This window comes from Nocardia sp. NPDC004123, from assembly GCF_053603795.1.
The window spans coordinates 310,764-335,299 of sequence record NZ_JBSGGG010000003.1 but is presented as its reverse complement, the minus strand read 5'-3'; the positions used below and the strand labels follow the sequence as shown (position 1 = coordinate 335,299).

The 24,536-nt window shown below is 66.8% G+C and carries 16 protein-coding genes; 8 read left to right on the top strand and 8 right to left on the bottom strand.

Annotation, left to right across the window (positions count from 1 at the left end):
- Window positions 1-52: 52 nt before the first annotated feature.
- The 3 genes from ACWEQQ_RS05865 to ACWEQQ_RS05855 are packed head-to-tail and all read right to left on the bottom strand — an operon-like array spanning window position 53 to window position 6,109.
- Complete coding sequence (locus ACWEQQ_RS05865) at window positions 53-2,266, bottom strand: glycoside hydrolase family 3 C-terminal domain-containing protein (RefSeq protein ID WP_452347353.1); 2,214 nt, start codon at window positions 2,264-2,266, stop codon at window positions 53-55.
- The gene (locus tag ACWEQQ_RS05860; RefSeq protein WP_452347352.1) at window positions 2,266-4,752 is read right to left on the bottom strand and encodes a family 78 glycoside hydrolase catalytic domain; all 2,487 of its coding nucleotides are present in this window, start codon (window positions 4,750-4,752) and stop codon (window positions 2,266-2,268) included. Before ACWEQQ_RS05860 ends, ACWEQQ_RS05865 begins: the two co-directional genes overlap by 1 nt.
- A 22-nt stretch (window positions 4,753-4,774) precedes the next feature.
- On the bottom strand, window positions 4,775-6,109 hold the full coding sequence (locus ACWEQQ_RS05855) for an MFS transporter (RefSeq protein WP_452347351.1): 1,335 nt from the start codon (window positions 6,107-6,109) through the stop codon (window positions 4,775-4,777).
- Between the two features lie 608 nt (window positions 6,110-6,717).
- On the opposite strand from ACWEQQ_RS05855, the gene ACWEQQ_RS05850 reads away from it, so the two are divergent.
- Window positions 6,718-7,590 carry a substrate-binding domain-containing protein gene (locus tag ACWEQQ_RS05850; RefSeq protein WP_452347350.1) on the top strand — a complete coding sequence of 291 codons (873 nt, stop codon included), beginning with the start codon at window positions 6,718-6,720 and terminating at the stop codon, window positions 7,588-7,590.
- Window positions 7,591-7,764: 174 nt separating this feature from the next.
- On the opposite strand, the gene ACWEQQ_RS05845 is transcribed toward ACWEQQ_RS05850, so the two are convergent.
- The gene (locus ACWEQQ_RS05845; protein ID WP_452347349.1) at window positions 7,765-8,763 is read right to left on the bottom strand and encodes a LacI family DNA-binding transcriptional regulator; all 999 of its coding nucleotides are present in this window, start codon (window positions 8,761-8,763) and stop codon (window positions 7,765-7,767) included.
- 145 nt (window positions 8,764-8,908) lie between these two features.
- On the opposite strand from ACWEQQ_RS05845, the gene rhaI reads away from it, so the two are divergent.
- The 7 genes from rhaI to ACWEQQ_RS05810 all read left to right on the top strand — a co-directional run bounded on the left by rhaI (window position 8,909) and on the right by ACWEQQ_RS05810 (window position 17,193).
- The gene (rhaI, locus tag ACWEQQ_RS05840) at window positions 8,909-10,075 is read left to right on the top strand and encodes an L-rhamnose isomerase (protein ID WP_452347348.1); all 1,167 of its coding nucleotides are present in this window, start codon (window positions 8,909-8,911) and stop codon (window positions 10,073-10,075) included.
- Window positions 10,076-10,077: 2 nt separating this feature from the next.
- Entirely contained in the window at window positions 10,078-12,123 is a 2,046-nt protein-coding gene (locus ACWEQQ_RS05835; RefSeq protein WP_452347347.1) for a bifunctional aldolase/short-chain dehydrogenase, read from the top strand.
- A 29-nt stretch (window positions 12,124-12,152) separates the two neighbouring features.
- Window positions 12,153-13,598 (top strand): rhamnulokinase, encoded by a 1,446-nt coding sequence (locus ACWEQQ_RS05830; RefSeq protein ID WP_452347346.1) that lies wholly within the window; start codon window positions 12,153-12,155, stop codon window positions 13,596-13,598.
- A complete protein-coding gene (locus ACWEQQ_RS05825) occupies window positions 13,595-14,323 on the top strand; it encodes a (Fe-S)-binding protein (protein WP_452347345.1) in 729 nt (242 codons plus the stop codon). The genes ACWEQQ_RS05830 and ACWEQQ_RS05825 overlap by 4 nt, the downstream gene beginning before the upstream one ends.
- Window positions 14,320-15,783 (top strand): LutB/LldF family L-lactate oxidation iron-sulfur protein, encoded by a 1,464-nt coding sequence (locus ACWEQQ_RS05820; RefSeq protein ID WP_452347344.1) that lies wholly within the window; start codon window positions 14,320-14,322, stop codon window positions 15,781-15,783. Before ACWEQQ_RS05825 ends, ACWEQQ_RS05820 begins: the two co-directional genes overlap by 4 nt.
- On the top strand, window positions 15,780-16,421 hold the full coding sequence (locus ACWEQQ_RS05815; protein WP_452345805.1) for a LutC/YkgG family protein: 642 nt from the start codon (window positions 15,780-15,782) through the stop codon (window positions 16,419-16,421). The genes ACWEQQ_RS05820 and ACWEQQ_RS05815 overlap by 4 nt, the downstream gene beginning before the upstream one ends.
- Window positions 16,422-16,689: 268 nt before the next feature.
- Window positions 16,690-17,193: a thioesterase family protein gene (locus tag ACWEQQ_RS05810; RefSeq protein ID WP_452345804.1), complete on the top strand. Its 504-nt coding sequence runs from the start codon at window positions 16,690-16,692 to the stop codon at window positions 17,191-17,193.
- Window positions 17,194-17,455: 262 nt separating this feature from the next.
- Here the strand turns inward: ACWEQQ_RS05810 and ACWEQQ_RS05805 are convergent, their stop codons facing one another.
- The 4 genes from ACWEQQ_RS05805 to ACWEQQ_RS05790 all read right to left on the bottom strand — a co-directional run bounded on the left by ACWEQQ_RS05805 (window position 17,456) and on the right by ACWEQQ_RS05790 (window position 24,413).
- The gene (locus ACWEQQ_RS05805; RefSeq protein ID WP_452347343.1) at window positions 17,456-18,307 is read right to left on the bottom strand and encodes an SDR family oxidoreductase; all 852 of its coding nucleotides are present in this window, start codon (window positions 18,305-18,307) and stop codon (window positions 17,456-17,458) included.
- A gap of 200 nt (window positions 18,308-18,507) precedes the next feature.
- The gene (locus tag ACWEQQ_RS05800; RefSeq protein WP_452345802.1) at window positions 18,508-19,743 is read right to left on the bottom strand and encodes an NADH:flavin oxidoreductase; all 1,236 of its coding nucleotides are present in this window, start codon (window positions 19,741-19,743) and stop codon (window positions 18,508-18,510) included.
- Window positions 19,740-20,519: an NAD(P)-binding protein gene (locus tag ACWEQQ_RS05795; protein ID WP_452347342.1), complete on the bottom strand. Its 780-nt coding sequence runs from the start codon at window positions 20,517-20,519 to the stop codon at window positions 19,740-19,742. Before ACWEQQ_RS05795 ends, ACWEQQ_RS05800 begins: the two co-directional genes overlap by 4 nt.
- 657 nt (window positions 20,520-21,176) lie before the next feature.
- Complete coding sequence (locus ACWEQQ_RS05790; RefSeq protein WP_452347341.1) at window positions 21,177-24,413, bottom strand: protein kinase domain-containing protein; 3,237 nt, start codon at window positions 24,411-24,413, stop codon at window positions 21,177-21,179.
- Window positions 24,414-24,536: the final 123 nt, after the last annotated feature.

Here is a 24,536-nt window from a genome sequence, read left to right as displayed (position 1 = left end):
GCTCACCGGGGCCGACGGTAGCCCCGAGTCCGACGTGAGCGACTCTCGGAACTCACACCACCGGCGCCGCGGATCTGCTGAGTTCCATGAGTGACCGCAGGGTCTCCCCCGGGATGTCGACCCCGGGGAAATCCAGTAGCTGCCGCATGGGCATCGATTCGACCATCTTCAGCATCTCCATGCCCTGTTCGGCCTGCTGCCGCTGTTCGTCGGTCAGCCCCGCACCCAGCGATTCGACGAGCGCGGGTCCCACTGTCGGATGACCGAACCATTCGCCGACGGTCGAATCGAGTGAAAGCTCCCGGGCGAGAAGGTCACCCGCGAGCACAAGCGAGTGTTCCGCGATCACGGTGGAGGCATCGTCACAGAGTTGAATCGCATACTCACCGCTGGATATCGCCCAATCGCCTCGGACGATGTCGTAGTAGGCGAACGCACGCCGGTCCAAGGTCAGCTCCACCGTCGTCGATTCGCCTTGGGCCAGAGCTACCTTGCGGAACGCGCGCAGTTCCCGCACCGGGCGACGCACCTGACCGGCCTCGGTCGCCACATACACCTGCAGCACGTACTTGCCTGGCAGGTCACCGATATTGGTGACGGTGGCGCGCACGGTCGCGGCGTCGTCGCCGTCGCTGAGCACCTCGAGACCGGACACCGCGAAGCGCGTGTAGGTCAAGCCGTGGCCGAACGGGTAGCGAACGTTCACCTCGGCGGTCTCGTAGTAGCGGTAGCCGACCATCGTGCCCTCGCCATAGCGCACGTGCCCGGCTTCGCCCGGAAAGTTCAGATACGACGGATTGTCTTGCAGCCGCATCGGAATCGTCTCTGCGAGACGTCCGGATGGCGCAGTGACCCCGAAGAGCAGGTCCGCGATCGCGCCCCCACCGGCCTGGCCCAGCAGCCAGCCATCCAGGATGGCGTCGACGTCGTCGTGCCAGCCCTCCATCGAGACCACGCCGCCATGGGAGAGCACCACCACGGTCCGCGTCGCCACCGCCGCGACGGCACGGATGAGCGCCACCTGCTCGACGGGCAATTCGATGCTCGCGCGGTCGAATCCCTCCGACTCGTCCTTCTCCGCGAGACCGGCGAAAACGACGGCCACGTCGGCGCGGGCGGCAACGGTGACCGCGCCTTCTTCCAACCCGGCGGCGTGCACCACCGCGTGACCGTGCTCCGCGGCGTACGCCTGGATGGCTTCGAGGGCCGTCTCCACGCGTGTGGGGTTGATGTGCGAGCTGCCCCCGCCCTGAAAGCGCGGCTGAGCCGCGAAGGCTCCGACCACCGCGATCGAGCCGACGGCCTCCGTCAGCGGGAGCACCGCGCCGTCGTTCTTGAGGAGGACGGCGCACTCCGCGGCTAGTTCCCGGGCGAGCCGATGGTGAGCATCGACATCGAAACCTCCGGTGGGAGGCTGCTTTCGCGCGGCCAAAGCGGCAAGCCTGCGCACGCTCATGTCGACGACCTCGGCCGAGAGCTCGTCCGCCCGCACTGCTGCGGCGACCGTCGCGTCATCACCCGTGCTGCCGGGCATCTGCAGATCCAGTCCGGCGGCGAGCGCCGCGACGCGATCGTGGACCGCGCCCCAGTCGGAGACCACGACGCCGCCGAATCCCCATTCCTCGCGCAGCACGTCGGTCAGCAGCCAGCGATGCTGTGAGGCGTGGATTCCGTTGACACGGTTGTAGGAACACATCACCGTCGCCGGACTCGCCTGGTTCACCACCGTTTCGAAGGCGGGCAGGTAGATCTCTCGCAGCGTGCGCTCGTCGATGTCGGCGCTGACCTGCATCCGATCGGTTTCCTGGTTGTTGGCGGCGAAGTGCTTCACCGACGCGGCCACGCCCTCGCCTTGCAGCCCCCGCACATGCGCGGCGCCCAGAGCGCCGGACAGCACTGGGTCCTCCGAGTAGTACTCGAAATTGCGGCCGCACAACGGGGATCGCTTGATGTTCACCCCGGGGCCCAGACTCACCGTGATGCCGAATGCCCGGCACTCCCGCCCGATGGCCGCGCCGATGCGCTGTGCGACGTCCGGGTCCCAGCTCGATCCGACCGCCGCGGCGGTCGGATAGCAGGTTGCCGGAAGGCTGTTGTTGATGCCGAGATGGTCGGCCACACCCTCCTGGTACCGGACCCCGTGCGGACCGTCGGCCAGTACGAACGACTCGATACCGGCCGCCTCGACCGCCTTGGTGCGCCACATGTCCGCACCGGACAGCAGAGAGGCCTTCTGTTCCAGTGTGAGAGCGTCGATATCGGACATCAGTGTCCTCCCACTTCCGCCGCCGTCAGCGCCGCGACGAGATCGGCTTTCAGGTCCGCGGGCGCACCGGGGACATATTCGAGAATGGTGTTGAGGGACACCGCGGCGGCCTCCGGCGCCTTGCCGTCGATCGGGATCCCCGGAAAGTGTTTGGAGAATACGGCGGTCAAGGCACGCCATACCGCAGTGTCGTCGGCGAGGGTGCGCAGCGGAGTGTCCATCGTGTACTCCACAGTGGCTACACCCGGCAGGGTGTATTCCCACTCGTGGTGTCCGCCTTCGATCGCCACCGCGAGCCCGTCTGGATGGCACGGCAGTTCGACCGTCGCCGCGGTGCCGGCCGGGATGTCGACTTCGACGCGCATGGCGTCGCCGGTGATCCGCCAGGCGACGGTGATCTCCCCGTGCCCGGTCGTGTGGCGCAATGTGGCGTGGGTGAGCCCGCCTCCGGGTCGCGGCGCGATCCGCATGCGACGGTAGCCCGGCTCCTCACCGATCAGTCCGCCCACCACCCGGTGCAGCCAATCCGCCACGGCCCCATAGGCGTAATGATTCAACGAGGTCATGCCCGACGGATTCAACGTGCCGTCGGGGCGAATGGCGTCCCAGCGCTCCCAGATCGTCGTCGCGCCCATGGTGACCGGGTAGAGGAACGACGGGCAGCCTGTCTCCATCAGGACCGAGTACGCGGCTTCCAGCTGACCGGTGTCGGTGAGCGCGGGCAGTACGTGCGGTGTACCCGCGAATCCGGTGGAGATGCGATAGCCGCTGCGCGCCACCAGATCCGCGATCCTCTCCCCCGCCACCGCCAGCTGATCCGGCTCGAGCAGATCGAACACGATGGCCAATGCGTAAGCGGTCACCGTCTCGCTCGCCACGCGGCCGGCCGGGGTGATGTATTCGCGCCGGAAGGCATCCCGCACCCGGTCGGCGAGGGTCGTGAATTCGAGCGCGTCCTGGTCTTTTCCGATGACCTTGGCGGTGCGGGCGAGTTCCTTGACGACCTTGCAGAAGTAGGCTTGTGCGACCAGGTGCCGATCGGTCTTGGCTTCCGAGGGTCGGTCCTCGGGAGCGTCCGGATCGAGCCAGTCACCGTATTGGAAACCGGTGCTCCACAATCCGCGCTCGTCGAGCCGTTCGGCGACCTGACGCACGAAGGCGGTCATCGATTCGTAGCTGTCGCGCAGGATATCCGGGTCGCCGTACTCGCGGTAGAGCGTCCACGGAAGGCTCACCGCGACGTCTCCCCACAGCGCGGTGGGCGGGGAAGGCGCGGTGAGAACATCGGGGACGACGAAGGGCACGAAGCCCTTCTCGCGATGCTCGACTGCAAGATCCCGCAGCCAGGATCCGAGTACGCCGCGCACGTCGTACAGGAATGCCGCGACCGGGCCGAAGGCGTTGATATCGCCGGTCCAGCCGAGCCTTTCATCGCGCTGCGGGCAGTCGGTGGGCACGCCGACGAAGTTGCCGCGCATGGACCACGCCACGTTGGAGTACAGCTGATTCAGCCGGGCGTCAGAGGTTTCCAGCCAGCCGGTGCGCGGCATATCGCTGTGTACCACCACCGCCCGCAGGGAGTCGGCGCTCAATTCACCGGGATATCCGTCGATTTCGGCGTAGCGGAATCCATGGAAGGTGAAGCGCGGCTCCCAGGTCTCCGGCCCGCCGCCGCGCAAGGTGTAGCGGTCGGTCGCCGCGGCGGTGCGCAGGGTGCTGACGTCGAGTTCACCGTCGCTCAGCAATTCACCGTGCCGCAGGGCCACCGTCGCTCCGGCCGTGCCCTCGACGGTGAGCCTCACCCAGCCACTGAGGATCTGACCGAAGTCGACGATGGTCTTGCCGCTCGGCGAGGTGGTGATGGCGACCGGCGCAAGTTCCTCGATTCGCCGGATCGGTTGGGCGATGGGCGCCACGAGGGTCGCTGCGTCCCATTCGAACTCGGCGGCCGGCTGCCACGCCGTCGCGTCGAAGCCCGGTTCGGACCAGCCCGCCGGTTCCAGCCGGGCGTCGTAGGTCTCGCCGTCGTAGATGCCGTTGGCCAGTACCGCGCCGGTGGCAGCGGTGAATTCGGGTCCGGAGCAGAGGGATTCGGTGTGATCGCCGTAGTCCAGATCCAGCTGCAGGAAGAGGGCGGGACGATCGGCATAGTGATGGTTGCGGCCCTCATAGCCGATCCGGCCCACCGCCCAGCCCTCACCGACCACCGCGCCCACCACGTTCGGTCCCGCCTGCACGAGCCCGGTGACGTCATGGCTGCTGACCTGGAGCCGATGCCGATAGGACGTCCAGCCCGGCGCGAGCATCTCGTCGCCCACGCGCGCCCCGTTGAGATGCGGCTCGACCAGACCAATGCCCGTCACATGCAGGGTTGCGCGCACCGGCGCGGTCTCGAGCTCGAACTCACGACGGAAATACGGTGCGGCACCGCCTGGTTCGAGGTCGAATGGAGCGGTCACGAAGGCCGCACGCCATTGTGATGTCATTACCTTGTCCTTGTCGGTCTGTTCAGTGCGCGGATCGAATCCGCATGATCACCAAGCCGCCCGCGACGGTGAACGCCGCGGCCAGCAGATAGAGCAACTCGTAGTTCTTCTCCCCCGCCGCGACGCCCAACCCGAGCACGAGCGGAGCGACGAAGGGGGCCACCGACTGCGGCACCGACGTGGCGAAGCCGAGGACACCGAGATAACGGCCGGCTTGGGTCTCGCGATCGGGAAGCACATCCAACGCGAGCGCCTGATCGACAGTCGAGAACATGCCGAGGCCGACCGCGGTGATGAACGAACCCGCGACGAGCGTCGCGATGCCCGTGGACAGCGCCATCACCACCGCCCCTATCGCGAACACGATGCCGGACGCCAGCACCAGCGAACGGCGACGCCGCAGCCGGTCGGACAGGAAGCCGCCGCCCAGCGCACCGACCGCCGTCGCGAGCACGCTGCCCGCCGAAGCGACCCCGAGCACGGTGGTCACCTGGTCGACACTCACGCCCAAGCGGGAGGCGAAGTAGAAGGCCGCGTAGGTGGAGTTGAAGGTCAGGCCGAAGTAGAACAGGAAGCGGCCCAGCCAGTTCAATGAGAAGTCAGGATGCCGACGTGGATCGAAGACGTACTTGCCCAGCAGCGACCGCACGCTGATCGGCTCGGCCGGCGGCAGCGCGCGGCTGTCCTCGGGCACGCAAAACACGAACGCCGTCAACAGGATCGCGCCCAATACGCCGGGTACCAGGAACAACGTCAGGTTCGAGCCTTTGAGCGCGCCTGAGAGGACGACTCCGACCACCGGAGCGATCAGACTGGCGAAACCTCCGAGTCCAGCCACCTTGCCGCGCTGTTCCTCCGGCACCCGGTCGGCCTGAACGAAACTCAGCACCCCGAAGGCCGTCCCCCACCCCGCCTGGGCAAGGATCCAACCGGCGACGAGCATGGGCACGCTGTCGGCCAGCGCCATGACCGCGAGCGCAATCAGGCCGAGGCACATTCCCCCGACCAGGAACGGTCGCCGTCGGCCGAACCGGCCGCGAACCCGGTCGCTGAGCGTGCCGATCAGCGGTCCGGAGAGCAACGGCACCACCGCACCCGCGCCGGTGACGTATCCCAGGTATTGCTCGTGCCCCGGGACCAGCTGATCGAGCTTCATCGACAACGAGATGGCCAAAGGGGTGATGAACGCCAGGAAGACCCCGAACTGAGCGCCGACCATCAGACCGATGAACGCGCCGTCGACCGGTTCCAGCACAGCGGGCGCACCCGGCAATCGGTCGGCGATCAACTCTTCGGAGGATTCCACTTTCACGTAACCATACCCATTTCGGAGATTAAAAGCCCAGATAGACAGCACTATTGCGTGCTAGTTCACACGATAGTACGGGCGGACCGTAATCCAGCGCAAGGAATGCGCCCGATCGGCTCGTCGCCGCGTACAGGTCCTCGGCGGTGGGCGCGGTCGATCCTGCCGAATCTGCATGGGCCGAAACGGGTTCCATCATTCCCGCCGACAACGCGCAGGCCACCCATCGCGACCGCCGACAGCATCACCGCGGTGCGCCACAGGGGCGCCCTCGCCTTCCCGGTACTCGACACCGACTTCTCCTGAATCTTTCGAATGCCGCCACATCCGTGGGCCTTCAAGCGCCATGTGGAAGCCACGATCAACTATCTCGCGCTAGTACGATCGCGTGAGAGTCACATCGAGTCACCTTTTCGGCTCTACGTTCGCCAAAACCCCGAATAACGGCCCAAATTCATCGCAAAACCCCAGTTCCGCGAGGGTTGTCACGGCCGAATCGGAGTGTTACGGTCTTATTCACGACCGGTAAATGAAACGTTTCATACAGTTGTCCCCGACGCATCGACGCCCGGAGGAGTAACAATGTGTCGTCCTGGACCGGTTCGCGTACGCGAGACAGTTCCGGCTGGCCCACCGCGAACCGAAGCGGGGTCACCGCGATGAGTGACGCCGCGCCTCAGCCATACGCGGATCGCTACTGCCGCACCGTCGACGGCGCACTCCGATCGAGCGCACGACGGACTGCGGCTCGCCAGGCGGCGTGCAGGGTCCTGCTCCTGGTACTTCCCTCCCGCGCCCTGGATCCGGTCGTTTCGGCCTGCCTGGCGGAAGCCGAGCGGATGCTGGAACATTCGGGGTACAGCTTGCTCACCCAGATTCAACCCGCCCGGGGAGTCGCACGGAACTGGCGGTCACCGGATGCGGTGCGCACCTTCGCTTTGGGGACCTTCGCCGAGCACGACGCCGCAAGCCTGCACGCCGCGGGTGTCGAGCGGTTCCTGACGATACCGGGCGACGACTGGCCGGGGACCCTCATCGGAACCCAGCTTCAGGTGACGCATCTGCACGAATGCCGCCATCACCGTTTGGGATTCGCGGCTCCTAGCGATCCGAATCGTCGCACCGCAGTGGCCGACCGCACCGCGCAGGCGCAGGACGCCGCCACGCGGCTCGGTCTCGCGCCACTGCTGGCGCACACCGTCGATCACGCCGCCTCGGCCGCGGCGGCGATCCGCGATTGGCGGCGCGTCGGCGTCACCGGCGTGGTCGCATTCGACGACGACACCGCCGCGGCCGTCGTCGGAGCCGCCCTGCGCGCCGGCTTGTCGGTGCCCGGCGACATCGCCGTGGTCGGCCACGGTGACAGCCCAACGGCCGCCGCCTTCGCCCCCACCCTGTCGAGCATCCGGATCGACCACATCGCCATGGCTCGGCACCTGGTGGATCAACTCCTCCACGAAAACCCGCAAACCTCATCCTCACACGCCCACCTGGTGACGCTCACTGCCCGCGAGTCGACATTGGCGGGCTGAAGCAGCCCATTCCGTCCCGGGCCGGTGAGCTGCCTGAGCAACGATTCTCGGGGCCGGAAGTGATGGCGGCGTCAGCCCCCGGCGAACCGTCCACGCGGCATAGTCGTTACCGCCTCGCGCCCGGACACGGCGGCCCGAGGGTCCGCACGGAGCTCACCGCGCCATACGAGGGGCTCAGCCGAGAGTCGATCGCCGGGTGACGAGTTCGGGCATGAACACCACGTGCTGATGGCGATGACCGTCGGCGTTATCGGCTTCCTCCAGCAGCAATCGCGCCGCCGTGCGCCCGAGTTCCGCGCGGGGTTGCCGGACCGAGGAGAGCGGTACGGCCGCGGCGGCCGCGAAATCGATGTCGTCGTAGCCGATTACAGCCATATCGCCGGGCACGGATTTGCCGCGCAGGGTCAGCGCTTGCAATGCGCCAAGCGCCAGCAGATCATTCGCGCAGAACAGTGCGGTGGGCCGGTCCGCCTGGTCCAGCAGGGCTTCGGTGGCGTCCCGTCCCGCCTCGAAAGTCATTGCCGCCATGGGAATCACGTCCAGGTGCGCCCCCGATTCAGCGATGGCTTCGGCTGCGCCCCGATGGCGGTCCGCGACCTGCGTGGTGCCTGCCGGATCACCGACGAACCCGATCCGCGTATGACCGAGGTCGAGCAGGTGCCGGACGGCGAGCCGTCCTCCGAGGACGTCGTCGACCGATACCGAGCACCGACCGGGACGACCGCTCCGACGGTCCACCAGCACCGCTGGAATCCCCTGAGAGGCCAGCGTCTCCAGGGCCTGTTCACCGTCACCCAGTACCGGTGTGATCAGCACACCGCGCATGCGCTGCTCGGCGATGAGTTCGAGATGCCTGCGCTCGCGAACCGAATCATCGGCGCTGTTGCACAGCACCAGCATCGCGTTGTGCGCGGCGGCTTCCTCCTCGGCGCCGTGTGCGACGTCGGCGAAGAAGGGGTTGGCCATGTCGAGCACCACCATGGCCAGGGTGCGACTGCGCCCCTCGCGGAGCTGGCGTGCCGAATCGTTGCGCACATACCCGGTTTCCGCGATAGCCCGCTGGACCCGCTCCCGGGTGCGAGGAGACACCTGGTCGGGGCGATTGAGCACGTTGCTGACGGTGCCCAGCGAGACACCCGCGCGCCGCGCTACGTCCTTGATGCTCGCCGCCATGACCGCTCCTCCCATTGAAACGTGTCAATCGTAGTGGATTTTCACCGCTCGCAAGGAATGCGCGCTGGACGGTATTGACTGCCGTCATGAGCGGATATTATCTTCATCATCGTTCTGAAACGTTTCAATCCAGGAGTTGACGACGATGCCAGGCCCTGCCGATCCCAGCGCGGTACTGCGCGAACTGCACATCGAGCTGCCGTCTTGGGCGTTCGGGAACTCCGGAACCCGCTTCAAGGTTTTCGCCCAGCCCGGCGTGCCGCGCGATCCGTTCGAGAAGATCGCCGACGCGGCGCAGGTGCACCGCTACACCGGCGTAACCCCCGAGGTGTCGCTGCACATCCCGTGGGACGCTGTGGACGACTACGCCGAACTCGCCGAACACGCACGCGAGCACGAAGTTTCGATCGGAGTGATCAACTCCAACACCTTCCAGGATGACGACTACAAGCTCGGCAGCGTCTGTCACCCCGATCCGGTGATCCGGCGCAAGGCCATCGGGCATCTGCTCGATTGCGTGGACATCATGGACGCCACGGGTTCGAGCCATCTGAAGCTGTGGTTCGCGGACGGACTGAACTACCCGGGCCAGGACGATCTGACCACACGGCAGCGGAGGCTCGGCGAAGCACTGTCCGAGGTCTACGCACGGCTGTCGGAAGACCAGCGAATGCTGTTGGAGTACAAGCTTTTCGAACCGGCGTTCTATGCCACCGACGTCCCCGACTGGGGCACCGCCTACGCACACTGCCTGAAACTGGGCCCCCAGGCATCGGTCGTGGTGGACACCGGGCACCACGCGCCGCACACCAATATCGAGTTCATCGTCGCGTTCCTGCTCGGCGAGGGCAGACTCGGCGCGTTCGACCTGAACTCGCGTTTCTACGCCGACGACGACCTCATGGTCGGGGCCGCCGATCCGTTCCAGCTGTTCCGGATCGTGAACGAGATCGCCGCCGCCGATGCCATCGGACCGGATTCCGGGCTGCTGTTCATGCTCGACCAGTGCCACAACATCGAGCCGAAGATCCAGGCGGTGATCCGGTCGGTGATGAATGTGCAGGAGGCCGCCGCCAAGGCGCTGCTGATCGACCGTGCCGCGCTGGCACAGGCGCAGCGCGAGGGAGACGTCCTGGGAGCCAACGCGATCCTGATGGACGCCTACAACACCGACGTGCGCCCGATGCTGCGGGAACTGCGCGAGGACATGGGACTCGATCCCGACCCGATCGGCGCATTCCAGCGCTCGGGATACATGCAGAAGATCATCAACGAACGACTCGGCGGCCAGGCCGCGGGCTGGGGAGCATGACAATGACCGACCACACCAACGACACCGTCCGCGAACTGCTCGAGCGCAGCAACCGCCTGGGCGCGGACCCGCGCAACACCAACTACGCGGGCGGCAACACCTCTGCCAAGGGCTTCGACACCGATCCGGTGACCGGCCAGCCGGTCGAGCTGGTCTGGCTCAAGGGTTCCGGCGGCGACCTGGGCACCCTCACCGCGGCCGGGCTCGCCACGCTGCGCCGCGACCGGCTGCGGGCTCTCATCGACGTCTACCCCGGCGTCGACCGCGAGGACGAGATGGTCGCCGCCTTCGACTACTGCCTGCACGGACGCGGCGGCGCCGCGCCGAGCATCGACACCGCCATGCATGGGCTCGTCGAGGCCGACCATGTCGACCATCTGCACCCGGACGCGGGCATCGCGCTGGCCACCGCCGCCGAAGGCGAGGCACTGACGAAGGAGTGCTTCGGTGACCGGGTTGTCTGGGTGCCGTGGCGGCGGCCGGGCTTCCAGCTCGGCCTCGACATCGCGGCCATCCGCCGGGACAACCCGCAGGCCATCGGATGCATCCTCGGCGGGCACGGCGTCACCGCCTGGGGCGACACGTCCGCCGAATGCGAGGCGAACTCGCTCGAGATCATCCGCACCGCACAGGAATTCATCGACACCCGAGGCCGGGCCGAGCCGTTCGGATCGACGGTGGCGGAGTTCGAGCCGCTCGCCCCCGAACGCCGCCGCGCCCGGGCCGCCGAATTGGCTCCGGTGATCCGCGGTCTGGCGTCGACCGACCGGCCCCAGGTCGGCCATTTCGACGACAACGAAGTGGTGCTGGACTTCCTGTCGCGCGCCGGGCACTCGGAGCTCGCCGCGCTCGGCACTTCCTGCCCGGATCACTTCCTGCGCACCAAGGTTCGCCCGCTGATGCTCGACACCCCGGCCGACGCGCCCCTGGAAGAGGTGATCGCACGGCTGCATGAGCTGCACGCCGCCTATCGCGAGGACTACGCGGCCTACTACAACCGTCACGCCGACGCGGCTTCCCCGGCCATGCGCGGCGCGGACCCGGCGATCGTGCTGGTGCCCGGCATCGGCATGTTCAGCTTCGGGCGAGACAAGCAGACCGGGCGGGTCGCCGGCGAGTTCTATATCAATGCCATCAATGTCATGCGCGGGGCGGAGGCGATCTCCCGCTATGCCCCGATCGAGGAGTCGGAGAAGTTCCGCATCGAATACTGGCGGCTCGAGGAGGCGAAGCTGGCCCGCATACCCAAACCCAAGCCGCTGGCGACCCGGGTCGCGCTGGTCACCGGCGCCGGGTCGGGCATCGGGCGGGCCATCGCGCTGCGGCTGGCGGGAGAGGGCGCGTGCGTCGTGGTCGCCGACCGTGACGCCGACGCCGCCGCACGGGTCGCCGCCGAAATCGGCTCGGCAGACGCGGCCGTCCCGGTCACCGTGGACGTCACCAATGCCCACGCGGTGCGGGCGGCCCTCGACGCCGCGGTGCTGGCATTCGGCGGCGTTGACCTGGTGGTCAACAATGCCGGGCTGTCGATCTCCAAGCCGCTGCTGGAGACCAGCGAATCCGATTGGGACATCCAGCATTCGGTGATGGCACGCGGTTCGTTCCTGGTCTCGCGGGAGGCCGCGCGCACCATGGCCGCCCAGGGCATGGGTGGCGATATCGTCTACATCGCCAGCAAGAACGCCGTGTTCGCCGGGCCGAACAATATCGCCTACAGCGCGGCGAAAGCCGATCAGGCCCACCAGGTCCGGCTGCTGGCGGCCGAACTCGGCGACCACGGCATTCGCGTCAACGGCGTGAATCCCGATGGCGTGGTGCGTGGTTCGGGCATCTTCACCGGCGGTTGGGGCGCACAGCGCGCCGCCGTCTACGGGGTCGAGGAGAAGGACCTGGGCGCGTTCTACGCCCAGCGCACCATCCTCAAGCGCGAGGTACTGCCCGAGCACGTCGCCAATGCCGTCTTCGCGCTCACCGGCGGCGAGCTCGCGCACACCACCGGTCTGCACATTCCCGTCGACAGCGGCGTCGCTGCCGCGTTCCTGCGATGAGCCGCGCTGGCGGGCCCTTCGAAGCGCCTGTGGAGAACAGTTTCGCCGCAATCGATCTCGGCGCGTCGAGCGGGCGCGTCGTCCACGGTGTGGTGACCGAGGAACAGCTGACGGTCCGGGAGGTGCATCGCTTCGCCAACGAGCCGGTGCACCTGCCCGACGGGCTGCACTGGGACATCACCGGCCTGTACCGTCAGGCATGCGCCGGGCTGGCCGCCGCCGGTCCGGTGCGGTCGGCCGGAATCGATTCCTGGGCCGTCGATTACGGACTGCTCGACAAGGACGGCAGGCTGATGGGATTGCCGTATCACTACCGCGATCTGCGCACATCCTGGCGTTCACCGATACCGGTGGACATCCAGGGCCTCTACCAGCGCACGGGTATCGCGGATCTGCCGTTCAACACCATCCATCAACTGCGGGCCGAGCCGGAGCACCGGCTCGACACCGCCCGCCATCTGCTGATGATCCCGGATCTGCTCGGCTACTGGCTCACGGATCGTATGGGCACCGAACGCACCAACGCTTCCACGACCGGGCTCTACGGCGTCGCCGAACGGGACTGGGATTACCCCCTGATCCGACGACTCGGGCTGCCGCAGCGAATTTTCACGCCGATCAGCAACGCCGGCACGGTCCTGGGCGGGTTGCGCGGCCCGGTGCGCGAGGCGATCGGCGGCCACGACGTCCAGGTCGTGCGCGTGGCGTCCCACGACACCGCCAGCGCGGTCGCCGCCATCCCTGCCGAGTCCGGATCCTTCGCCTACATATCCAGTGGCACTTGGTCATTGGTGGGTGTCGAACGGCCCACTCCCCTGTTGTCGACCACGGCCCGGGCGGCCGGCTTCACGAACGAAACCGGCATCTCCGGCTTCCGCTACCTGCGCAACGTCATGGGTTTGTGGCTGCTGCAGGAGTGCCAGCGGGAATGGCCGGGTCTGGACTGGTCGACACTGTGCGAACAGGCCGCCGAGGTGCCCGCGCTGACCACCGTCATCGATGTCGACGACCCGGTCTACCTGGCTCCCGGCCATCAAACCCCGGGCGGTATGACCGCCCGCATCGCCGCGCACTGTGACGGTCCGCCACCGCGCACACCCGCCGAGTTCGCGCGCTGCGTGTTCGACAGCCTCGCCCTGGGCCATGCCCGAGCCGTCGCCGACGTCGTCCGCACCAGAGGCAGGGGTATCGACATCGTGCATCTGGTCGGCGGTGGGGCGCGCAATGCCTTGCTGTGCCAGCTCACCGCCGACGCGTGCGGCCTTCCGGTCACCGCAGGCCCGGTCGAGGCGACGGCGATGGGAAATCTGCTCGCCCAAGCCATTTCGGCGCGCGTTCTGCCCACCTGGACCGCCGCGCGCCGACTGGTCGCGCACACCCACGCTCCCCTGCACTACGAGCCGAGATCGGACTCCGCGTGGCGGCTCGCGGCCGAGCGCGTGGCGCTGCTGACCGAGAAGCGGGTCGCCGCATGAAGATCGCGCTCTTCGTCACCTGTCTGGTCGAGTCCATGTTCCCCGACGTCGGCAAGGCCACGGTGACGCTGCTGGAACGGCTCGGCCACGAGGTCGTCGTCCCGCCCGCCCAAACCTGCTGCGGCCAGATGCACATCAACACCGGCTATCCCGATGCGGCACTGGGCCTGGTGCGCAATCACGTCGACGCCTTCACCGGCTACGACGCGATCGTCGCGCCCTCGGCCTCCTGCGTCGGCTCGGTGCGCCATCAGCACGCGATGGTCGCCCGCCGCGCCGGAGACGCCGGTCTCGCGGCGGAGACTACCTCCGTCGCGGATCGCACCTGGGAACTGTCGGAGTTCCTCACCGATGTGCTCGGCGTCGAGGATGTCGGTGCGCACTACCCGCACCGCGTCACCTACCACCCCACCTGTCACTCGCTGCGGATGCTGCGGGTCGACGACCGTCCGCTGCGCCTGCTGCGCAACGTGTCGGGCATCGATCTCGTCGAACTGCCCGCTGCGGACCAATGTTGTGGATTCGGAGGCACTTTCGCCTTGAAGAACCCTGATGTGTCGACCGCCATGCTGGCCGACAAGATGCGCCATGTGCAGTCCACCGGCGCGCACACCTGCACCGCCGCCGACTCCTCGTGCCTGATGCACATCGGTGGCGGCCTGTCGCGGCTGCGCGCGGGCACTCGCACGGTGCACCTCGCCGAGATCCTGGCGGCCACGCCATGAACGAGCACCGCAATCGAGGCGGCGTTTTCCTGGGAATCCCTGTTCCACACGGTAATTCACCGCTCAAGGGTGAGAACCCGTTCCCGGTGGCGGCCCGTGTCGCCGTCGCCGACACGCAGATGCGCCGCAATATCAGCGCCGCCACCGCCACCATCCGCGGCAAACGCGAACGGGTGGTGGGCGAGGTACCCGACTGGGAGGCGCTGCGCCTGGCAGGGCAAAGCATCAAGCGCCGAACCCTCGCCAACCTCGACAAGCACCTCGAGCAACTCGAGGCCGCGGTCACCGCGCACGGCGGAACCGTGCACTGGGCCTCCGATGCCGCCGAGGCCAACCGGATCATCGGCGATCTCGTCGCCGCCACCGGCGCCACCGAGGTGGTGAAGGTGAAATCTATGGTGACACAGGAGATCGGCCTCAACGAGTCCCTGGCCGACCGCGGGATCGCCGCGCACGAAACCGATCTCGCCGAACTCATCGTCCAACTCGCCGGAGACAAACCCTCGCATATCGTGGTGCCCGCGATTCACCGCAATCGCAGCGAGATTCGCGACATCTTCACCACCTCCATGCCCGGCGTCGACCCGAACCTCACCGACGATCCCCCCGAACTCGCCGCCGCCGCACGGGCATACCTGCGCCGAACCATGCTGAACGCCAAGGTCGCCGTGTCCGGCGCGAATTTCGCCGTCGCCGAGACCGGCACCCTCGCGGTGGTGGAATCCGAGGGCAACGGCCGCATGTGTCTCACGCTGCCCGACACCCTGATCACCGTGATGGGCATCGAGAAGCTGGTCCCCACCTGGCGCGATCTGGAGGTCTTCCTCCAACTGCTCCCGCGCTCGGCCACCGGCGAGCGCATGAACCCCTACACCTCGCTATGGACCGGCGTGCACACAGGCGACGGGCCGCAGGAGTTCCACCTCGTCCTGCTCGACAACGGACGCATCGCCACCCTCGCCGACGAAGTGGGACGTGAAGCGCTGCACTGCATCCGTTGTGCGGCCTGCCTCAACGTGTGCCCGGTCTACGAGCGCACCGGCGGGCACGCCTACGGCTCGGTGTATCCGGGGCCTATCGGCGCAGTCCTCACCCCACAGCTCACCGGTGTGGCCGAGAACCCCTCCCTGCCCTATGCGTCAACCCTCTGCGGCGCATGCTTCGACGCCTGCCCGGTGCGCATCGACATCCCGTCCATACTCGTGCACCTGCGCGCGGAAACCACTGCCGCGCATCGCCTCCCGACACCGGAATCCGCGACGATGGCCGCAACGTCCTGGATCATGCGCAGCCAACGGCGCTTCGCCCGGGCCATCCGGCTGCTGCGCGCGGCCAGACTGCTCCGCAATCGGCGCGGCACCCTCGACCGGCTGCCGCCTCCGCTGTCGGGATGGACTTCCGCGCGCGACCTTCCGCTCCCGCCCCGAGAGACCTTCCGTACCTGGTGGAACCATCGATGAATACCCGCGACGACATGCTCCGCCGCATCCGCGCCGCCATCGCGACCTCCGCGCCGACCGATGGCGTCAGCCGCGACTACCGACAACACGGCAATACCGACCGGGCAACATTGGTCGCGCAGTTCACCGAACGCCTGCGCGACTACGGGGCCGAGGTCCACACCACGACCGAACCGAACATCTCGGCGTTGTTGCGGGACCTGACCGCTGACCGAATCACAGCGGTACCTCCAGGATTCCCCACGGCATGGACACCCTCAGAGGCCCGGATCGACGAGCCGACGATGGACACCGCCACGCTCGATGCCGTCTCAACCGTGATCACCACCTCCGCCGCGGCCTGCGCCGAAACCGGGACCATCGCCCTCGACGGCAGCCCCGGTCAGGGACGTCGCGCACTCAGCCTCGTCCCGGACCGGCACATCTGCCTGGTCGACACCGCCGACATCGTCCACACCGTCCCGGAACTGCTCGCCCAGCTCGTTCCGACACGACCTCTCACGCTGCTCAGCGGACCATCGGCGACCAGCGACATCGAACTGCGGCGTGTACAAGGCGTTCACGGTCCCCGAAATCTGGTCGTCGTATTGATCGAGCCCTCCGCCACCGCGGCCACAGAGGCGATGACAACGCCATGAGCGACCCCAGCGTCCCGGACCACCCGTATTCCGTTCGCGAACTTCTGCACTATTTCGGCAGGTGCCCGGCGTGCGGTCACTTCGCCGAGGCATTCGAGATCAACCGCGTATCCGTCGACGGCAACCGTACGCTGGAGTTCCTCGAAACGTGCGGTCTACCCTGCGGGTGGGTCGGCCGCCGCCCCGACCCCGCTCCGCTGCCTCGCAGGGACCGCTGAGTGGGAACCAGCGCCGTGGACTTCCTCCGCGACGACGACCATGAGGACCCATGGCGCCCTACCTGCCCACGCTCGAACAAGTCCTGTCACTTCCCAATCCAGTCGAAGGCATCGTCACCGCCGACCTCATCGACCTCAACGGCCACATGAACGTCGCGCATTACCTGCACCACAACTCCAAAGGCGCGGGCGCTCTCTTGAGGAACGTCGGCGTCGACGAGTCCTACCTATCGGACCGAAGGCTGGGCCTGTTCACCACCGAACACCACATCATGTACTACAGCGAGCTACGCGAAGGCGACAAGTTCTCCGTGCACACACGCGTCCTGGGCCGGACCGACAAAGCCGTGCACATGATGACATTCCTCTTCGACCGATCGCGAGAATGCCTGTCCAATACCCTCGAAGTCCTTTCGCTGCACGTCGATCTCGAAACCCGCAAGGCCACGCCCATGCCCCAGGACATCGCCACGGGATTCGATCGCCATCTGTCCATCTCCGCCGACCTGGGCTGGACAGCACCGACCTGCGGGGCGATCACCCTGCGCCGCTGATCGAGCAATGAGCCGCCACCACGACACAGGCATCGACCATCATCGCCTCCTCGGAACGCGTCGGGCAGAGCGCGGACCTCATCCGGCAGGCTTGACCGATTGAAGCATTGCAACCGACGCGAAGTGCAGAACTCTTTGCGGCACAAGCAAATTCGAATGAGAACAGGACCGATTCGACGTCCTCTGGGCAGGCACGTGCCCTCGACCTCACGTCGGTGACGACAATAGGCTGTGTCCCGCGCGACGGACGGGACACAGCCGGTCAACGTTTGCCGAAACCGCGGAAGCGCCGCAGATATCCGGGAAGTCGCCGCAGCGGAACCGAGCGAGGCCAGTCGTCTGCCCGGAAGTACGCGTCGCTACCGCCATCGACGAATACCACACTGCCGCACAGGAACCGCGCGGCCGGTGACACCATGAACACCGCCCACTCTGCAAGATCACCGGCATCGCCGAAACCACCGATCGGTACCGGGAAACTCCGGATCGCGGCCGCCTCGGCCGGGGTGGCGAGTTGTTTTTCCAGCAGTGGGGTCAGCACGGCACCGGGAGCCAGGACATTGAGCCGGATCCCCCGTCCCGCCCACCGCTCGGTCACCGCCTGGCGGCGCACCCAGTGGCTCACGGCGATCTTCGATGCCGCGTAGGCGATCGACGGGGCATGCCGACCGAAGATCCTGACCGCCCGCAGCGCCTTGTCCGTGTCGCCGGTCAGCAGCGCGCGAATCGCTCGACGAGGGACCGCAGGCGTGGTGGTCGTCGAATTGCTTCCGAACACAACAACTTTCGACTCCGATGCGGCGGCCAGGGCCGATTGCCAGCCTTCGAGAAGTTCGACGGCCCCACGGAAGTTCACCTCGTAGATCAGTCGAGCGCGTTCGGCCCCGGGAATCGGACCCACACCCGCGGCGAGTACGGCGCCATCGAGCTGGCCGTCCGCCGCGGCGAGCACCCCGTCCACGGCGGCGCGACGACCGGCCGGGGTCGACAGGTCGGCCACGATCTCCGCATCCCGCAGGTCGACGCCGAGCACGGTGTGCCCGCGCTTTCGCAGTTTCTCCGCAACAGCCCGCCCCATTCCTGAGGCCGACCCCGTCACTGCGTATACGCCCACTGAATCACCTGTTTTCCGCTGTTGCCAGCATCGAAGAGCGTCTGCCCGGCCGTTCGTACCGGGCAGGTCCGAGAGAAACCAGCCCTGGGCGATCTCCTATCCGCCTCGGGCACTTCAGAATTCGTGAGCACGGGCGACCACTATTTCCGCGGACTCCGTACGATCCGGCCGGGCCGCGCCGGACGGGCTTTCGATGGACGTCACCGTGGGCTCCGGTGGTTCGTGAGGGCGATGACAGCCGGCTCGTCCGTGGTCGTCCGCAGCCCTGCGAGCGGGCAATGCGTGTCGTAGAAAATCGTCGGCATGCATTTGTTGCAATGGATGCACAAGGACGTCTTCTCGTGATCCTCGCGAATGCGGTTGATCAGGTCCGGCTCGCGCAGCAGGGCGCGGGCCATCGCCACAAATTCGAAACCCTCGGCCATCGCGGTGTCCATTGCGGCCTTGTCGGTGATGCCGCCCAGCAGGACCAAGGGCATCGAGACGTTCGCCCGGATCTGCCGCGCGGCATCGAGCATGAACAGATCCTGGTACGGGTAGTTGTGCAGGAAGAACTTGCCCGCCAGCTTCATTCCGAACCGCATCAGCGGCGACATCACCGCGGCGAACTCGTCGAGTGGCGCCTCGCCTTTGAACAGGTACATCGGGTTGAGCAAGGAACTGCCGATGGTGAGCTCGATGGCGTCGAGACTGCCGTCGGCCTCGAGCCATTGCGCTACCTGGATCGCCTCGTCGAGCCAGAAGCCGCCGGGCACGCCGTCATCCATATTCAGTTTCGCCACTACCGCGATGCGGTTACCGGCGGCTTCGCGCACCTCGGCGGCGACCTCACGCAGCAAGCGGGCGCGATTGCGCAAGGACCCACCGTAGGCGTCCTTGCGTCGGTTCAGGATCGGGCTCAGGAAGGAACTCGCGAAATAGTTGTGGCCGAAATGGATTTCGACGGCATCGAAACCGGATTCGATGGCCAGCCGTGTCGCTGTGCCGTGCGCTGTGCGGATTCGCTCGATATCAGCCACGGTCGCCGCATGCGTCACCTGCGGCCCCATCGGGCTGATGCGCCGCGAGGCGCTCAGCGCGGGGAGCCCATTGGACTTCGCACCCGCCACCGGACCCGCGTGACCGATCTGGGCCGAGATCGCCGCGCCCTCGGCATGAACAGCGTCGGTGAGCCGCCGCAGACCCGGCACCGCTTCCTCGCGCATCCAGATCTGGTCGGCCTCGGTGCGACCTTCCGGCGCCACCGCGCAGTAGGCCACTGTCGTCATGCCGACTCCGCCGGCCGCGACCTGGCGGTGGAAGTCGATGAGCTCATCGCTGACCAGTGCCCCGGGGGCCATGTGCTCGAAGGTGGCGGATTTGATGATCCGGTTACGCAGGGTCACCGGTCCCAGCTGAGCCGGGGCGAGTACGTCAGGAATCGAATTTTCGGTCACGACAATGCCTTTCGATGCGGTAGGAAGGTCAGGTCTTCGGGGTGAGGTGCGCGCAGCATGGTCCAGTAATCGACCAGGCGCCACGGGCACGGGACGACGGCCCGCCCCGCCGTATTGCGGTAGTACCCGTTGACCTGCGCACCGGATGCACCCAGACGGTCTCGTCGAGCGCTTCGTCGACACGCCGGTTGTATTCGTCCAGCGCCTGTTGTTCGACGTCCATCGCCGCGTGGTCGTGTATGACTCGGGGTGTCCACCGCCGCGCCGGGATAGGTGTTGCGCTGCCAGGTTCCGCCAATGTCGTCGCGTTCCTCGAAGATAGTGAACGGAAATCCTGCCTCCCCCAGCTTGATTCCGGCATTGATGCCGGCACCGATGACGATGACCTCGAAGTCGGTCGGCGGAGTCACCGTCACCGGAACGCGGCGCTGGTTCTTGATGAATCCGGCCTGTTCCAACAGGATCGGGACGAATTCGGCGTCCACTCGTTGCGCGGTGCAGACGATCGCCATCCGCTGAAACAGTTCGTCGTCCGGAACCTCCAGCGCGGCAACCGAATCCGGCGTCAGCACCTCACGGGCACGGACATCGGCGACGACATCGTCGGGGTAGGTCCCCGGCGGAACTGCCGGGCGGGTACCGGTGCGGTAATGGTTGCCGGGTTCCTCGATGGTCAGACGTGGCCCGAATTCGTCGAGGAGCCCGACATCACCGGTCACGTGCACCATCGACATCAGCAGCGGAGCCGCCTCGCATTCCTCGATCGCCTGGCGCAATACGGCTTCTCGATCGAATGGGGGCGGAGACGTCGCCGACGACGGTGTCGGTCATGAGTTACCTTCCGGGAGTGGTACGCCCATGCGGGCGAGCATGTCTCGTGGATTCGAGGGCGGGCCGAGGTTCAGCAGTTGTCGGCCGCGCCGACTCTCGTAGCCTTCGGCCAGCAGATGCGTCTACGCCATCGCGGATCGACGGACGAGGGCCTTCTCGCCCTCGAGTCGCTGTGTCATGATCGCTTTCTGCATCTGCTGTATCGGGGTCATACCCTTCCTTCATCATCGGCTGCGCAACGGCCGGGCCCGGGCCACCCTTCCGCTCAATGGGACAGCGAATCGGAGACGGCCTTGGGCAGAAGCACATCGCGCATCAACTGCCGGGCCGGGCCGGTCGGTGGCAGGTTCGGGATGACCGAGAATCAGTTCGCGCTATCCGCTCGAACGCGGGGGCCGGGCTTGGAAGGCTACGACGCGACAACGGGCGAGATGGCGCATTTTCTCGCTCATCGGGAAAGACGTCCGATGGCGATCTCGCACTCGTGCCATCGTGGTTGCGAGTTGACGCTCAGCATGCCTCTATCAACCCCCGTCAGGGACACGCCCTGCGGGCTGCCGTGGACACATCAACTGATGGCGTCACAGCACGTTTTGTCGGAGTCAGAGTTCGGACTGCTCGGCGACCCAAGCCGCTATCTGCGTGCGTGAGGTGAAGCCCAGTTTGGTGAGGATATTTTCGACATGTCCGTCGGCGGTGCGTGCTGAAATCACCAGCCGGGTGGCGATCGCCTTGTTGGTCAGACCGCGCGCAATGAGATCGGCGACCTGGCGCTCACGCTTGGTCAGGTTTCCCACTGAATGAGGGGTCGGTGCGGTCGCTTCGGCTCTCTCGCCGAGCGCGAAGCTCACTGCGGCGTCGAAACTCATTGCGGCGCCTTCCTGACGAGCCGCGTCGAATGTACGCGCGCCGAGCATCTCGCGACTGGTGCGCGTGAGTTCCTCATGGTAGATGAGCAGATTGGGAAGCATAGAGGCAGAGCTGCCGCCGATGCGGCTCAGCGCGTCGGCGGCGCCCAGCAACACAGCGGCGCGCCGGGCATGGTGTTGCTCGGTCGCGATCCAGGCCAATATCTCTAAACAGACCGTGGCGACGAGCGGGTCCGACATCAGCCGGGCCGCTCGAATACCCTCCTGCAATACGTGTTCGGCGCGGTCGCGCGCACCGCTTCGCCACAAGGCAAAGCCCGTTGCCCACAACACCCACGACCGAAGCATCGTTTCACCGGCGGATTCGGTGATCGCCAGCGCCTTCTCGAGGCTCGCGAGGGCCCGCGCGGTATCGCCCTGCAGTGAGTAAGCCCATCCGAGCGAAATCAGGGCGTCCACATGCAGTATGAGATCGCCGCATGTCTCATAGCAGTCGATGGCAGCGGCCAGGAGGGTACTGGCGCGACCCAGTTCACCGCTCGCAAAGGCGTTGATTCCCTCGACGTGGGCGAGCAGGGCTGCGACCAGCGGGTCGGCCGCCTGCTCGGCCAGGGTCTTCAGCTGTCCCACATTGTCGATGGCAGCCGATAGGTCACCCTGCATGACGGCCATCGTGCCGACCGCATAGCGGGCCTTGGCCCGATCCAGCGGCGGTGCATCGGTCGATTGGGCCAGCGCGCGCTCGCACCAGCGACGTCCTTCGCCGAGCCGCCCGCGCAAGGTCCAGAACTGAGACAGGGCTGTGGCTATCCGCAATCCGCTCTCGTCCGATTCGGACAGGCTGAATTCCAGTGCTTTCCGCAGATTCGGCAGCTCCCGCTCCAACCGGGCAACCCACGCCAACTGGTGCGGGCCGACCCATTCCGCCTCCGCCGTGAGTGCCAACCGCTCGCACCAATCCCGATGCCGTCGAACGTATTCCGGGTACTTCCCGCTGTCCTCGGCCTGCTCCCGGCCGTATTCCTGAACGGTCTCGAGCATCCGGAAGCGGACCGTGCCCTCGGTTTCCTCGCGGATCAGGATCGACTTGTCCACCAGCGCGGACAAGGTATCGAGCAATTGCGTCTCGGTCGGATCGGCGCCGCACACCTGCTCGGCCGCATCGAGCTCGAAAGTGCCCGCGAACACCGACAGCTGGTCCCACAACCGCTGCTCGGCCGGAGTACACAGGTCATAGCTCCAGTCGATGCACCACCGCAATGTCTGCTGCCGCATCGGGGCACCACGACTCCCGCGAGTCAACAGGGCAAAGCGGTCGTCCAGCCTCGCCAGAATCTGCTCGGGCGACATCGTTCGGAGCCGGGCCGCCGCCAACTCGATCGCCAAGGGCAGCCCGTCCAGGCGAGCACAGATCCCAGCTACGGCGCCCCCGTTGTCTTGGGTTACCTCGAAGCCGGGCACGGCCGCGGCGGCTCGCTCGGCGAACAATGTCACCGCGTCGTGGCGGGTCACCACACGCAGCCCGGGGTTGCTCGCCATATCGGGAATCTCCAACGGCGGCACCACGAACACCGATTCCCCGCCGACGCCGAGTGCCTCTCGACTGGTCGCCAGAATCCGCACTTGCGGGCAGGTCCGCAGCAGCGATTCGGTCAGCGCCGCGGCCGCATCGATCACGTGCTCGCAGTTGTCCAGTACCAGCAGCAGATTGCGCTCGGACAAGAGCTCCAACAGCACCTCGAGCGTCGGCCGGGCACTCTGGTTTCGCAGCCCGAGGGCGGTGGCCACGACATCGACCACAAGTGTCTCATCGCGCAGATCACTCAACTCGACCAATTGCACACCGGCAGTGAAATTTCGCTGCACCTTGTCGGCGACGTGCAGCGCGAGCCGTGACTTGCCGACCCCGCCCATACCGGTCAGCGTCACCAGACGTGACCCCGCCAGCAGGTTCTTGATTTCGGTCAGCTGGATCCGCCGGTCGACGAAGCTGGTCAGCTCGATCGGCAGGTTCCCGGTACGACTCCCCGCCGCGGGCACCGACGTGACAACCGAGGCGGGCTCGGCTGCCGGTTCGGGCGGCAGCGTCATCGCATCGACCCGGAAACCGTGATCGCGCTCTACCTGGCGCAATTGCTCGCCCAACTCCGCGGCGGTGGGACGGCCGCGTGGTTCGCGGGACATGGCCGCCGCGATCACCGCGGAGACGTCGTCGGGAATTCCTTGCTCCCGTAGATCCGGTACCGGTTGCTGGGTGATTCGCAGAAATTGCGCGACGACCTCCTCGCCGCTGCGGCGTTCGTAGGCCGCATGCCCGGTCAGCGCACAGAACAGCGTGGCGCCCAGCCCGTACACATCCGAGGCCCGGCTCGGGGCGTCACCACTGAGGACCTCCGGTGCGGTGAACGCCGGTGATCCGGTGATCGTGCCGGTCGCGGTTTCGAATCCGCCGGTGATGTGGGCGATCCCGAAATCGGTCAAGGCGGGCTCACCGTAATCGGTGAGCAGGATGTTTCCCGGCTTGATATCGCGGTGCAACACCCCGGCCCGATGCGCGGTCTCCAGCGCCCCGGCCAGCTTCACCCCCAGGTGCAGCACCTGCGCCAGCGACAACGGACCGTCGCGGCGCAGGCGCGCATCCAGGGACCCACGCGCGTGATAGGGCATGACCAGGTACGGGTGACCACTCGCGGTCTCACCGACCTCGAGCATGTCGACGATGTTCGGGTGCCCGGTCAGCCGCCCCATCGCACGCTGCTCGCGAAAGAAACGCTCCCGATTCTCATCCAGCTCACCGGTCAGCACCTTCACCGCGACCGTGCGACCCGCAGCCGGCTGGCTACAGCGGTACACCTCCCCGAAACCGCCCCGCCCGATCTCCTCGGCCTCCTCGAAACCCGCAGCACGCAACTCCGTGACGACATCGATACCGACATCACGCTGCGTTTCGAACGGATCTCTCTCGACCATCAGCTACTCGTGATCTCCCCACCGGGCACCAGCCACAATATCCCGACCGCTCTGATCGGACCATCGCGCCCGCGCGCTCCCCGTGGCTGCGGGCATGAACGCTGGCCGAACGGAGTGGCTATA

Bases quoted from the DNA above. Each gene is read 5' to 3' on its own strand.
- rhaI (WP_452347348.1), top strand. From the start codon at position 8,909: ATGCCAGGCCCTGCCGATCCCAGCGCGGTACTGCGCGAACTGCACATC.
- ACWEQQ_RS05790 (WP_452347341.1), bottom strand. From the start codon at position 24,413: ATGGTCGAGAGAGATCCGTTCGAAACGCAGCGTGATGTCGGTATCGAT.
- ACWEQQ_RS05835 (WP_452347347.1), top strand. From the start codon at position 10,078: ATGACCGACCACACCAACGACACCGTCCGCGAACTGCTCGAGCGCAGC.
- ACWEQQ_RS05815 (WP_452345805.1), top strand. From the start codon at position 15,780: ATGAATACCCGCGACGACATGCTCCGCCGCATCCGCGCCGCCATCGCG.
- ACWEQQ_RS05845 (WP_452347349.1), bottom strand. From the start codon at position 8,763: ATGGCGGCGAGCATCAAGGACGTAGCGCGGCGCGCGGGTGTCTCGCTG.
- ACWEQQ_RS05865 (WP_452347353.1), bottom strand. From the start codon at position 2,266: ATGTCCGATATCGACGCTCTCACACTGGAACAGAAGGCCTCTCTGCTG.
- ACWEQQ_RS05850 (WP_452347350.1), top strand. From the start codon at position 6,718: ATGAGTGACGCCGCGCCTCAGCCATACGCGGATCGCTACTGCCGCACC.
- ACWEQQ_RS05825 (WP_452347345.1), top strand. From the start codon at position 13,595: ATGAAGATCGCGCTCTTCGTCACCTGTCTGGTCGAGTCCATGTTCCCC.
- ACWEQQ_RS05810 (WP_452345804.1), top strand. From the start codon at position 16,690: ATGGCGCCCTACCTGCCCACGCTCGAACAAGTCCTGTCACTTCCCAAT.
- ACWEQQ_RS05820 (WP_452347344.1), top strand. From the start codon at position 14,320: ATGAACGAGCACCGCAATCGAGGCGGCGTTTTCCTGGGAATCCCTGTT.
- ACWEQQ_RS05860 (WP_452347352.1), bottom strand. From the start codon at position 4,752: ATGACATCACAATGGCGTGCGGCCTTCGTGACCGCTCCATTCGACCTC.